This is a genomic window from Sedimenticola selenatireducens DSM 17993 (genome assembly GCF_000428045.1).
GTDB lineage: Bacteria > Pseudomonadota > Gammaproteobacteria > Chromatiales > Chromatiaceae > Sedimenticola > Sedimenticola selenatireducens.
Genome location: NZ_ATZE01000014.1, coordinates 44186 through 56807, shown reverse-complemented (window position 1 = coordinate 56807; position 12622 = coordinate 44186). Strand labels below are relative to the sequence as shown.

12 protein-coding genes and 1 pseudogene are annotated in these 12622 nt (G+C 59.5%); 2 read left to right on the top strand and 11 right to left on the bottom strand.

Annotated elements, in window-relative coordinates; all coding sequences use genetic code 11:
• Positions 1–226: 226 nt before the first annotated feature.
• From glgX to A3GO_RS0112865, 5 genes are all read right to left on the bottom strand, one after another.
• Positions 227–2347: a glycogen debranching protein GlgX gene (gene glgX, locus A3GO_RS0112885; RefSeq protein WP_029133739.1), complete on the bottom strand. Its 2121-nt coding sequence runs from the start codon at positions 2345–2347 to the stop codon at positions 227–229.
• Positions 2348–2404: 57 nt separating this feature from the next.
• Complete coding sequence (locus A3GO_RS0112880) at positions 2405–3508, bottom strand: hypothetical protein (RefSeq protein ID WP_029133738.1); 1104 nt, start codon at positions 3506–3508, stop codon at positions 2405–2407.
• Positions 3509–3637: 129 nt separating this feature from the next.
• Positions 3638–4147: a YHS domain-containing protein gene (locus A3GO_RS23800; RefSeq protein ID WP_084610058.1), complete on the bottom strand. Its 510-nt coding sequence runs from the start codon at positions 4145–4147 to the stop codon at positions 3638–3640.
• Complete coding sequence (locus tag A3GO_RS23795) at positions 4123–5097, bottom strand: monovalent cation:proton antiporter-2 (CPA2) family protein (protein WP_084610056.1); 975 nt, start codon at positions 5095–5097, stop codon at positions 4123–4125. Before A3GO_RS23795 ends, A3GO_RS23800 begins: the two co-directional genes overlap by 25 nt.
• A gap of 293 nt (positions 5098–5390) precedes the next feature.
• A complete protein-coding gene (locus A3GO_RS0112865) occupies positions 5391–6731 on the bottom strand; it encodes an APC family permease (RefSeq protein ID WP_029133737.1) in 1341 nt (446 codons plus the stop codon).
• Between the two features lie 151 nt (positions 6732–6882).
• Between A3GO_RS0112865 and A3GO_RS0112860 the strand changes: the two genes are divergently transcribed.
• A complete protein-coding gene (locus tag A3GO_RS0112860; RefSeq protein ID WP_051302252.1) occupies positions 6883–7260 on the top strand; it encodes a transposase in 378 nt (125 codons plus the stop codon).
• Positions 7261–7278: 18 nt separating this feature from the next.
• Here A3GO_RS0112860 and A3GO_RS26580 read toward each other — a convergent pair whose 3' ends face one another.
• From A3GO_RS26580 to A3GO_RS0112845, 4 genes and pseudogenes are all read right to left on the bottom strand, one after another.
• A complete protein-coding gene (locus A3GO_RS26580; protein ID WP_245621734.1) occupies positions 7279–7575 on the bottom strand; it encodes a hypothetical protein in 297 nt (98 codons plus the stop codon).
• 88 nt (positions 7576–7663) lie between these two features.
• Positions 7664–7768 (bottom strand): annotated as a pseudogene (locus A3GO_RS26855) (cation-transporting P-type ATPase); the annotation flags it as partial.
• A 116-nt stretch (positions 7769–7884) separates the two neighbouring features.
• Positions 7885–8073, bottom strand: coding sequence for a Na+/H+ antiporter NhaA (locus A3GO_RS26165; RefSeq protein WP_281179386.1), 189 nt, complete (start codon positions 8071–8073; stop codon positions 7885–7887).
• 231 nt (positions 8074–8304) lie between these two features.
• Entirely contained in the window at positions 8305–10719 is a 2415-nt protein-coding gene (locus tag A3GO_RS0112845) for a phosphoketolase family protein (protein ID WP_029133734.1), read from the bottom strand.
• A gap of 32 nt (positions 10720–10751) precedes the next feature.
• Here A3GO_RS0112845 and A3GO_RS26375 point away from each other — a divergent pair, with 32 nt between their 5' ends.
• Positions 10752–10961: a hypothetical protein gene (locus A3GO_RS26375; RefSeq protein WP_037375328.1), complete on the top strand. Its 210-nt coding sequence runs from the start codon at positions 10752–10754 to the stop codon at positions 10959–10961.
• A 30-nt stretch (positions 10962–10991) separates the two neighbouring features.
• On the opposite strand, the gene A3GO_RS0112835 is transcribed toward A3GO_RS26375, so the two are convergent.
• Both A3GO_RS0112835 and A3GO_RS0112830 read right to left on the bottom strand, forming a co-directional pair.
• On the bottom strand, positions 10992–12347 hold the full coding sequence (locus tag A3GO_RS0112835; RefSeq protein ID WP_029133733.1) for an MBL fold metallo-hydrolase: 1356 nt from the start codon (positions 12345–12347) through the stop codon (positions 10992–10994).
• Positions 12344–12577 carry a hypothetical protein gene (locus tag A3GO_RS0112830; protein WP_029133732.1) on the bottom strand — a complete coding sequence of 78 codons (234 nt, stop codon included), beginning with the start codon at positions 12575–12577 and terminating at the stop codon, positions 12344–12346. The genes A3GO_RS0112835 and A3GO_RS0112830 overlap by 4 nt, the downstream gene beginning before the upstream one ends.
• Positions 12578–12622 lie beyond the last annotated feature (45 nt).

Below are 12622 nucleotides of genomic sequence, written 5' to 3'. Positions count from 1 at the left end.
TAGCAGTCAGCATTACCCGATACAGGTCATCGCCTTCCGTGAACAGCTCAAAGCCGTGGTGAGACGGCGCCAACGCAGGTACACAATCACCCCACTCGCCGGGCTGGCAACCAAGTGCGCCCGGGTTTCGATCACTGTCTTTGTCTTTTTCAAACATCACCACATACCCGCCCTCTTTATCCGGGACAAAACAACCCACATCCAAGTCGCTCATCACCGAACACATCTACCCACTGACCAGGATCACCAGGGAACGGCTTTCCATACGATACCATCCTGGCTCCTGCAGCAACGGCTCTCCACCCGGGGGGCTGATATCCTGCGGGGACGCCCGCGCGGTATCCACGGCAACCCGCCATGGACAGTCGCTGAGGGGCGGCGGCAACACGAACTCGGCCCGATCCGGTCCCGCATTGAACAGCAGACACAGTAACGACGCTGCGCGGTCCGATGCATCGATAACACAACCGAGTCTGCGGTCGCCCCTATTCCACTGAGGCGTGTCGCCATCTGGGCTGAACCAGCGAATGTCAGCGCTTGTAAAAAAGGTCTCCCGACGCAGCGCTTCATGGCGCTTGCGCAAGGCAATCATTTCGCGGGTGAAGCGAAAGATCTCCTGATGTCGCTGCAACAGGTCCCAGTCATACCAGGACGTTTCATTGTCCTGGCAATAGGCATTGTTGTTGCCGTCCTGGCTACGACGAAACTCGTCCCCGCCGAGCAACATGGGCACGCCACGGGAAACCAATAAGGTGGCGATGAAATTTTTGATCTGGCGCTGGCGCACTGCTTCGATGGCCGGATCGTCGGTGGTGCCCTCAATCCCATAGTTGTCGCTGTGGTTATGGTTATCGCCGTCGGCATTGTTGTCACCATTGCTCTCGTTGTGCTTGCCCCGGTAGCTGACCAGATCATTCAGGGTGAAACCGTCGTGACAGGTCACAAAATTGATACTGCTGACCGGCTGTTTGCCGCCGTACTGATAGATATCCGCGCTGTCGCACAGGCGGCTGGCCAGGGCGCCGGTCATGCCGGCGTCGCCGCGCCAGAAGCGGCGCACGTCATCGCGGAACCGCCCGTTCCACTCGGACCAGCGCTGTCCCGGGAAACTGCCCACCTGGTAAGCGCCACCGGCATCCCAGGCCTCGGCAATGAGCTTGACGTCACGCAGCACCGGGTCCTCGGCGATGCGTTCCAGCAAGGGCGGATTGGCCAGGAGATTGCCGTGCACGTCGCGGCCCAGCACCGAAGCCAGATCGAATCGAAAACCGCCCACCTGCATATCGATGACCCAATGGCGCAGGCAATCGAGAATGAAGTCGCGTACAACCGGATGATTGCAGTTGAGCGTGTTGCCAGTGCCGGAGTAGTTCTTGTAAAAATGCCGGTCCTCTTCGAGCAAGTAATAAATACGATTGTCCAGGCCGCGAAAGTTTAATGTGGGACCGATTTCGTTGCCCTCCGCCGTATGATTGAACACGATATCGAGGATGACCTCGATCCCGGCGCGATGCAGCGCCCTGACCATGGTCTTGAACTCGGTCAATTGACAGCCCGGCTCACGGCGACTGGAATAACTTTCCTTGGGGGCAAAGAAGGCCACCGTGCTGTAGCCCCAGTAGTTGCGCAGGCGTTCGCCGCTCCGCGGGTTGTCGCGCACCAGTTCGCCCTCAAAGAACTCCTGCACCGGTAGCAGCTCGACGGCGGTGATGCCCAGTTCCTGCAAATACGGGATCTGTTCGATGAGCCCCAGATAGGTCCCGGGATGCGCCACGCCGGCGGACGGGTGTACGGTGAAGCCGCGCACATGGGTTTCGTAGATGACGGTATCCGTCCACGCGTGACGGGGCCGCTGACCGCCCCGCCGGTCGAAGGCACCGTCGCAAACCAGGCATTTGGCCTGCCGGCGGGTGTTGTCTTCTTTGGAAAAAGACCGGTCGTCCACCTCCGACGCCGACTCATATCCGCAGGCGCAGGCGAAATCCCAACAATCCGTCCCCACCAGCGCAGCGGCGTAAGGATCGATTAGCACCTTGTGGTAATTGAAGCGATGCCCCTGCTCCGGCTGGTACGGGCCATCCACGCGCCACGCATAGATCGTGCCCTGGCCGAGGCCCTCGATCCAGGCATGCCAGATGTCGCCGGTGCGATGTAGCATCGGCTGCAGGTCCAACGTTCGGCAGGGCGCCTCGTCTGTCGGTGCATCGAACAACAGCAGCGTCACCTGCTCCGCATGGCGGCTGAACAGCGCGAAGTTCACCCCGCCGCAGCGTTCACAGGCGCCCAGCGGCAATGGCGCGCCGGGCTGTATCACGAAAGCATTCCCGGGGTTGGCAGTGTCAGTCATATGGTTGTGTCATGTAACATGTTCATCAGACTCCATTGTGCTGCGAGTCGCCGCCGATCAACCGACCGGCACGGCAAACAACAGGACAAAAGCCAACGCCGACGCCACCAGGAAGAAGCGCGCCCGTTCGCGGTGGTTGTTGCACACTGATAAGGCCACCAGGCACTGCAACAGGTAGTACAGGGCGAAGGCGCGCGACGCCAGTGCGATCACCGTAAAGGTCGAACCCGTCCAGGCCAGCACCATGGCGGCGGCGCCGACCAACAGATAGCCCCAGCGCTGAGTCATACGCCGGCGTGTGACCTCCTCCAGATTCGCCGCGGCTGCCAGGGTATCCGCCACCGCGGCGGAGAACTGCGACAGGCCGGCGGCCAGGATCAGCGGCATCGATAGCAGCACCGATACTGCCGCGGCCAGCCGGATCAGGCTGTTGTCGGCATAGTGCCCGCTCAGCACCGGCACGATAGGAAGTGCCAGAGCCACGAAGGCGACGTAGATCGCGAGAGACACATACTGCGACCAGCGCGAGGCCCGGATCCGGGTCCAGGTGTCGAAACGGCTGCCGAGATAACGCGGGGTTTCGAAACCCTGTACGACAATCAGGGTGCCGGCCACCATGGTCACCATTTCCCAGCCGGAACGTTGTGGCAGATTCGGCAGCGCGAACCGCCCCGTGTCCAGAAAGCTGTTGACGTCATGAACGGCGAACCCGCCCAGCAGCAGTGCCAGAATCAGGATGGTCAGGTACAGGGCCCAGCGTTCCAGGCGCTCCAACAGTTGCAAACCACCCGTCATCCCGACAACGGTTATCACTCCAATCACTAACGTGGTGAGCAGACTCTTGTTGAAACCCGAATCCAGCTCGAAAGCCCCGAGCACGAAGGCGCTCAGGATATGAATATAGAGGCATACGGACACCACGTAAGCCGCAACCAACGCCACGTCCGACAACCGTTCGAGCATGAGTGTCACAGGTTGATTGCCCGCTGCCAGCACCGGCTCGGCACAGAGAATATTGTGGCGCACAATAGCGCCAATATGGAACGCGACAAAGGCGACCGCCATCATCGCCCACACCGAGTACGGCCCCACACTGCTGGCCAGCACGGGAACAATCACCAGAAACCCGCTGCCAAAAATGGATGCCAGCGGGGTGCTCATCGCAGGCATTATTTGCGATGTCGAAACGGGGGCGTGTTCGACGGCGCAGCCTTGTGCAAGATTCTCTTGCTTTAGCGTCATGATCCTGGGACCCAAGCCCCATAGGACACGCCAGTCACAGCACATGTTTCAGTCACGGTGATGCCCGCCGTGCCCGTGAGGACCGGGTTGTACCTCCCGGTTCGCCACCTCGTTCTCTTCCAGGTAGTGGACGAAGGCGCGGCGCAGCCTCTCACTCCAGCCCTCGCCCAGACACGCGCCCGCCTGCTGCAGGGTCGCCTCGATCTGCTCGGCGGTCGCCTGCAGGAGATCGTAGGTGATGGTCAGTTCGCCCGCATCAATGTCTACCGAGTACACCCCCATCATCGCGAGGAGTTGCTCGGTGACCTGCTGCGCGTGGACGTCCGACAAGGGTGTTTCCAGGCGCAGCCGGCGGCGCTTGAACACCTCCTGCCCTTCCTGCTTCGGCGCCGGTGCGCCTGGCACACCGATATACAGGTGTGGATTGGCCAGGAAGCGGTCCTTGCACTGCTGCGAGCAGAACGCGAAGTCCATGCCCTGATAGCTAATCGCGAACTGCTCCGGCGCCACCCACATGTGGCACACCGGGTCTTTTACTTTTTCACTGCTAGGTCCCATGGTTGTGTCCTCCATTGGTTATTTGCCATGTGGTGCCGTTCAATCGCCAACGCCAGCAACACCCACGGCAACAGCGCTCCCACCGCGGCCAGGTCCAGCATCATGCCTATCACTACAAAAAAGAATCCCAGCAACACATCACGAAACGGTCGGATCTCTTCACTGAGACGATGCCTGTACTCGGTCTCGCTGAGCATCACGCCGGCGAGAAAAGCTCCCAGGGCCAATGACAATCCCGCGAACTCAGTCAACCATGACGCTGCGAGTGCAAACAACAGCGCCGTCAACGTGAACAGCTCTTCTGAACCGCGTTCGGCAATCCACCGAAATATCGGCCGTAACATCCACCGGCCCGCCGCCATCATCAGCGCGATGACAATGGCACCGGTCAACAGGGCCCATCCGATCGCGCCCCAAACACCATTCCCCGAGTCGTCGGCCAGTACCGGGATCAGGATCAGGAAAGGGACAACGGCCAGGTCTTGAAAGATCAACACCGCCACCGAAAGACGACCGTGCGGCTGTCCGAGTTCATCCCTGCGACTGAGCTCGCGTGACACCACCGCCGTCGAGGATAGCGCCAGCGCCCCACCCACCACGAAGGCCGCGCCCGGAGCGAGCCCCACTCCCCAGGCCAACAGAGCACCGAGCGCAGCAGTGACCACCACTTGGGCGCCACCGAGTCCGAACACATGTCTGCGCAAGGTCCAGAGCTTGCCCACAGAGAACTCCAGGCCGATGGTGAAAAGCAGCAGCACCACCCCGAACTCGGCGAGGAAATGCAGATCCTCGGTATGAGGTATCCAGGAAAGGCCAGCGGGGCCCAGAACTATCCCGACCAGCAAATAAGCCAGTAAAATCGGCAGCCCCATGCGCTCGAACAGGGCCAGCAACGCCACGGAGGCAGCTAGAAGACCGATGACACTGGTGAGTACTGGATGCTCCATCATGTAACCCTTTTTTGCATTTAACCCATTAACAGGTGATAGATAGTTGACTCTCAATCAGCAGTGAAACTGTCGTGCCGGCGCACCACCAAGCTGACCAGCTCGGTCGCGCTGCGATTTACAATGCGCTCTTTATCGACCCAAGCAAACTCGCCCCCATTTTCGCGCCGCCGGAAGCCGTGGGAACGTGCTGCCGGATAAGCCGCCAGAAAAAGAAAAACGCGGGAGTGAGCGTTTTATTACAGCCGATGCAAAACATTGATGAGGGCGATGGTGCGCGGAGAGAAGCGCTAACATCAATGGGTATGCTCATCGGAGGAGGAGCTCGATGAGCGCCTGCGGGAGAGAAAGACCCGTTCTAGCATAAAAACGACACTGATACCGATCACTGCGTAAGTGACAACGGCAGGATCGCTCTGCAATTTCGCCGCGGTGAATGCGGCGAGCACGACGGCGTCCGCGGCGAGAGCGGCGAGGAGCACCGAGGCCCGCGCACCAATTTCCTCACGCAGACCGTGGAAGACGCCCCAATGCACCAGCATGTCCATCACCAGATAGAAGAAGGCGCCGAGCGATGCGATACGCGAAAGATCGAACAGGACTGCCAGCGTGCCGGCAATAACTACCGTATAGAGCAGCATATGGCTGCGGATGCCGCCTTTCATGCCGAAATGGCTGTGCGGGATCATCTTCATTTCGGTCAGCATCGTGAGCATTCGAGAAACGGCGAAGACGCTCGCGATAACACCCGAGGTCGTTGCCGAAATCGCGATCGCAATGGTGAAATAAAAGCCAATGTCGCCAAGGGCAGGGCGCGCTGCTGCCGCCAGCGATGTGTCGCGCGCCTCGACGATTTCGGAGATATTGAGACTGGAGCCGACGGCGATCGCGACGAGCAAGTAGATCACGATGCAAATGGCGATAGAATAGAGGATAGTCCTCCCGACATTGCGATGCGGGTCGACAATTTCGCCGCCGCTATTGGTGATGGTCGTGAAGCCCTTGAAGGCAAGAATGGAGAACGCCACCGAAGCAAGCAGCGCGTCGGCCGTCGACAAAGAGATAGGTTCTGCGAACGCTCCCGAGGACAACCCGCTCGCCCAAATCGCGGCGATGGCGAAAATCGCGATGCCGCCGATCTTGATTGCGGACATGAAAAGCGAGAAGCCGCTGACCGATCGGTTGCCGGCCGCGTTCACGAAAAAGGCAAAGACGATGAGAGCGAGCGCGAGCGCTGAAATCAGGAGACCATTTTTCTCAAGATCGAAGGGCCGCAGGACATAGGTCGCGAATGTACGCGCGACCAGGCTTTCGTTGATCACCATCGAGAGCGCCATAAGCAGCGAAGCCGAGGCCGCTACGACACCAGGACCGTAAGCCTTTTGCAGGATCATGGCGATCCCGCCTGAGGACGGCCAAGCGTTGGACATTTTGATATAGCTGTAGGCGGCGAGCGCCGTCACCAGAGCGCCGGCGACGAAGGAAAGCGGAAAGAGCGGTCCTGCGAGCTCCGCTATCTGACCGGTGAGCGCAAAGATGCCCGCGCCGATCATGACGCCGGTGCCCATTGCAATCCCTCCGAGAAGGGAGATGCTGCCTTTCTTGATGTCGGCTTCGTGTGCTGAATGCTCATCCATGTGGACTCACTCCTGGAGGAAAATATACTGGTTTTAGGGAAATGCGTGAACGATCGGAGCCGGACAGCCAGGCTTCACTCGCTGAGAGACTGTAAATTAAATTGTGTAACTGCTCAAAGTCCCATGCCCTTGATAATAAAGAAAAAGACGCATGCGCAGAAGAACCAAAAAACAAGACTCTCTCTCGTCCCAGCTGGAAGAACTGGTCAAGGCGGTCAAGACGCCAGAACAGCTTGCCGAACTGACCCTGCAGCTCCAGCAAAATGCCTTTGAGCCCATGCTCGAAGGTGAGATGACCGACCATCTTGGCTATCCCCGGCACGCCACGGCAGGCCACAACACCGGCAACAGCTGTTATGGCTATAGCGCCAAAACTCTCAAAGGAGAACAGGGCGCGTTGACCCTGGATGTGCCCCGGGACCGTAACGGCAAGTTTGAGCCCCAAATGATTCCCAAGCGGCAGACGCGTCTGCCGATGTTCAACGATGGTGAGTACTGGATGCTCCATTGCAAATACCCTGTATCTTAATAAAGCTGCTATGAGCGATTAGTCGCCTGCACTTAGTTGATTGTTAGGGGGACGCGCAAGGCCAACCAACGCCCCAATCAACAACAACGCCGCCGCCGTCAACCAGAACGGCGCCTCGATGGCGATACCGTACAGCCAACCGGCCGCGCCCGAACCGAACCCCTGGCCCAGGCTGGCGGCGGTCTGCTTGCCCAGCACCGCTCCCTGGGGTGCGCCGGCGTTCAACGAAGCCCGGTACGCCAGCATCGGGACCAGGATCCCAGAGCCGGCAGCGAACAATCCGACCAGCAGCATAATCCAGTTCGGATCGGTCACGGCGGGCAACACCCCCCCCGCCATGGACAGAAAGGACGGCGCGATGATGTAGCGGAAGCCGGCGCGCCGGGCGAGTGGCGAGAAACTTGTGCCAGGGATTGACTCGTTTCGCTATGGTGTTTTCACCGTACTCGACCAGCCGTGCCCGGGTCTCGGCCGTCGTGAGCCCCGTTGCCTCTGTTCGCGTGTTCATGGCATGTTCCTCCTTGGCCCCGAGGTGCCCGGCCGCCGATCGGGAAAAGCTCGCGTGCATACGCTGCGGATCGTCATCTGCCCCTCCTCTTTACCTGGGAGCCGTAGGCCATGCGATTATCGTGGAAACGGCTCCACTTGCTTCGGCGCCGCCTTGAGCCACTGATGATGTGCCGACCACCGTACCGCGCCGCCACCGATGGCCGAGAAAATCGAACCGTCCATGTCGCTCAGCCGCGCGCGGTGGAAGGTTTCCGGATTGGAGTACGCCAGGCCGACGATAAACAGGCTCATGGTGAAACCGATCCCGTCACCACGGCCACCCCATATAGCTGACGCCAGTTAATGGCCGTCGGCACTGGTTAGCCCGCTGCATCGATCATCTCCTCGCAAAAGCATGAAGGATGCTTGTCGTGCGGCGAAGTGCAGGCATCCATGAGCCGGGGCATCAGGCGACGCGGATCCGCCAATTCGGGGTTGTAAATACCTGTTATTGCGCTCGCTCCTCATTATCAACCAACCTGAATAGTGCATGGTTCAGCCTTGGGTCTTGCCCCACTGCCATTGCGCCACCTCCGGCATATCCACGCCGTGCTCGGTGATGTATTGCCGGTGCTCGATATGTTTGTCGCGCAGCCACTGATTGAGATAGGCCGCGGTGGAACCCAATTGGGGCACGCGATCTATGACGTCCGCCACCAGGTGAAAACGATCCATGTCATTACGCACCACCATGTCGAATGGGGTGGTGGTGGTACCCTCCTCCTTGTAGCCGCGCACATGCAGGTTCTTGTGGTTGGTGCGCCGGTAGGTCAGGCGATGGATCAGCCAGGGATAGCCGTGATAGGCGAAGATGATTGGCCGGGCAGTGGTAAACAGGGTATCGAAATCCTTGTGTGAGAGCCCGTGAGGATGCTCTTCTTTGTCCTGCAACGTCATGAGATCCACCACGTTGATCACCCGCACCTTGAGTTCCGGCAGCTGGTGGCGCAGGATCTCTACCGCCGCAAGCGTCTCCAGAGTCGGCACATCGCCGGCACAGGCCATCACCACATCCGGTTCACTGCCCTGGTCATTACTGGCCCACTCCCAGATGCCGATACCGGCCGTGCAATGTCTGATCGCCGCATCCATGTCCAGCCACTGGGGTTGCAGCTGTTTACCGGCCACAATCACGTTAACGAAATTGCGCGAGCGCAGGCAGCAGTCGGTGACACACAGCAGCGTATTGGCGTCGGGCGGCAGATAGACGCGGATCACGTCAGCCTTCTTGTTCACCACGTGATCGATAAAGCCGGGATCCTGATGCGAGAAGCCATTGTGGTCCTGACGCCAGACGTGCGAGGTCAGCAAATAGTTGAGTGAGGCAATGGGACGGCGCCAGGGGATTTCGTCGTTGGTCACCTTGAGCCACTTGGCGTGCTGATTAAACATGGAGTCGATAATGTGGATAAAGGCCTCGTAACAGGAGAACAGGCCGTGGCGACCGGTGAGCAGATAGCCCTCCAGCCAGCCCTGGCAGGTGTGCTCGGAGAGGATCTCCATCACCCGCCCGTCAGGCGCGAGATGATCGTCCTCCGGTAGCCTCTCGGCCATCCAGGCACGATTGGTCACCTCGAACATGGCCCCGAGGCGGTTGGAGTTGGTCTCATCCGGTCCCATCACGCGAAAATTCCGCGCATCCAGGTTCAGCTTCATTACGTCGCGCAGCCAGCCGCCCATGACCCGGGTCGATTCCGCCTGTATCGCGCCGGGACTGGTCACCGCGACCGCATAGTCACGGAACTCCGGTAGCTGCAGATCCTTAAGCAACAGTCCGCCGTTGGCATGGGGATTGGCGCCCATGCGCCGCTCACCCTGCGGCGCCAACTCGGCCAGTTCCGGCCGCAATCCACCGTTCTCATCAAACAGTTCTTGGGGACGATAGCTCTTCATCCATTCATCGAGCAGGCGGAGGTGATCCGGTTTGTCGGCAAGTTCCGCAAAGGGTACCTGATGCGAGCGCCAGCTACCCTCGGTCTGCTTGCCATCGACTTCTTTCGGACCGGTCCAACCCTTGGGGGTACGCAGAATAATCATCGGCCAGCGCGGTCGTTCGGTTGTACCTTGATTGCGCGCGGCGTGCTGGATCGTTTGGATCTCGGCGATCACCGAATCCAGAGTCGCCGCCATGATCTGGTGCATATGCTCGGGTTCGGCGCCCTCGACCACATAGGGTTGGTAACCGTAACCGATAAACAGGCTCTCCAACTCCTCGCGACTGATGCGCGCCAACACGGTGGGGTTGGCGATCTTGTAACCGTTCAGGTGCAGGATGGGCAGCACCGCGCCATCCTGCGCGGGGTTGAGAAACTTGTTGGAGTGCCAAGCGGCAGCGAGTGGCCCGGTCTCGGCCTCGCCGTCGCCCACCACGCAGGCGGCAATCAGGTCCGGATTGTCGAACACCGCGCCATAGGCATGGGACAGTGCATAACCGAGCTCGCCGCCTTCATGAATGGACCCAGGGGTCTCCGGTGAAACGTGACTCGGCACGCCGCCCGGGAACGAGAACTGCCTGAACAGCCGCTGCATGCCCACCGCGTCCTGTGAAACATTGGGGTACAACTCGCTGTAACTGCCTTCCAGCCAGGTGTTGGCGACCAGCCCCGGACCGCCATGACCGGGCCCCGCCACATAGATGACGCTGAGATCGTGCGCCTTGATCACCCGGTTCAGGTGCGTGTAGATGAAATTCAACCCGGGTGTCGTCCCCCAGTGCCCCAGTAGCCGCGGCTTGACATGTGCAAGGGTGAGCGGCTTGGTAAGCAATGGATTATCCAGCAGGTAGATCTGTCCCACCGACAGGTAATTAGCCGCCCGCCAGTAGGCGTCCATACCGTGTAATTCGTCTGCGGCCAGCGGGCCCGCCATCACATCTGCATCGGCTTTCTCGGCTTGCTGTCTTTGCTCCATGATCATCTCCTCCCTTTGACGTGGGAAAGTGAATGTCCTGCACCAGCGCCGTGCTCAGACAGCGTCGGGTGCCCCCTGCAATGAGCGCCACCTCGTCGACCGGAATCACATGGGCCGCCAGGCTGGAATCGGCTGTGGATATTCGTTCCTCGATGCCCGGGACCCGCCACAAGCAGTTGAAACTTCCGGGTGGAACCGCCGCTGTTGAACAGCAGGATGTTACCGTCAACTTTCACATGTAAGCCGCCTCCATCAATTCAGAGCATTAACCATTACAGGCTCAAGATACTTTGGTAACTTGCCACTTCGACACCATAACGTGTCGTTCGTCGCAAATGATCGCGCATGGCCTCCAACGATTCCGGCTCACCGTGCACCAGCTTGATGGCCGTGTTCTCTGTCAGTTGTGAGCGCGCGAGCCAATGCTGGATCTCCACATAATCGGCATGTCCCGATAACCCGTGAATCACCTCAATACGGGCCTTGACGGGGACCCATTCACCGTGAATCTTTACGCTTTCCGCACCGGACAACATTTTCGCGCCGCGCGTACCGCCGGCCTGATAACCGGTAAACAGCACCAGGGTGCGATGGTCCCGCAACAACCGTTTGAGGTGATGCAGAATACGACCACCGGTGGCCATGCCGCTGCCGGCGATGATGATATGAGGAAAGCGCTGCCCGGCCAGTGCCTTGGATTCCTCCACGCCGCGCGTGTAGGTGGCCAGCTCGCACATGTGGTGGCACTGGTCATGACTCAGACGGTGTTGGGCGGAATACCGGCAATAAATGTCCGCCACGCTGACGGCCATGGGGCTGTCCAGATACACTGGCAAATCGGCAATACGGCCTGTCTGCTTCAGCGTGGCCAGCAGGTGCTGCAGGGCCTGCGCGCGTCCCACGGCAAAACTCGGTATCAGCAGAGCGCCGCCCTTTCCGACCGTTTCGTTAACGATGGTGGCGAGCTGATCGAGCGGATCGGTTTCCGCATGCCGGCGATTGCCATAGGTGGACTCCAGCAGCAACAAGTCCAGGTCGGGCAGCGGGTCGGGAGGATTCATCAGCACATCGTCCGGTCTGCCCACGTCGCCGGAAAACCCGACACGCTTGCCTTCGGCCTCGACGATCAGACTGCCCGCACCCAGGATATGCCCGGCCGCCTGCAAATGCAGCTTGATACTCCCTATCGAAAAGATTTCACCAAATTCCACCGGTTTGAACAGCTCCAGAGAGCGCCCGGCGGCGGCACGGTCGTACAAAGGCTGAGGGAACGCGTGTTTGCCCAGTCTGTGACGTGCATGGAATCTAGCGTCTTCCTCCTGAATGCGGCCGCTGTCCGGTAACAAAATACCGCACAGGGCTTTCGTGGCAGGATGGGTAAAAACCGGTTTCCGATAGCCCTGCTGACTCAGCCTCGGAATATAACCGGAGTGGTCCAGGTGTGCATGGGTCAAAACGATCCCATCGAGTTGGTTGAGATCCAGCGGCAGGGGTTGCCAGTTGCGTTCACGCAACCTCTTGTACCCCTGAAACAGGCCGCAATCCACCAGGATCCGCGTTGCACCGCTTTCCACTAAGTATTTGGAACCGGTAACCGTTTCAGTTCCGCCCAGAAAGGTGATTCTCATATGGGGTTCTCCTCCGTGTAGGCATAAAATGGATTCCACTGGGTGAGAAACCAGGCCAGGATATCGGCAGAGACCGCCACAAATGGCAGCGGCAGCGGCAGCGGCATGACTTTGAGCCAAGGTGACACGGCAGCAAAACGAAAGATGAAGCCGATGCCCATTAGCAACAGAAATGCCGTGTAGCGCAGCCTCTCGCTCAACAGACTATTGTAGAAACGACGTTGAGCCATCCTGTATCACCTCGTTCGCGGTGAACTCCCGCCTACTGATATCGC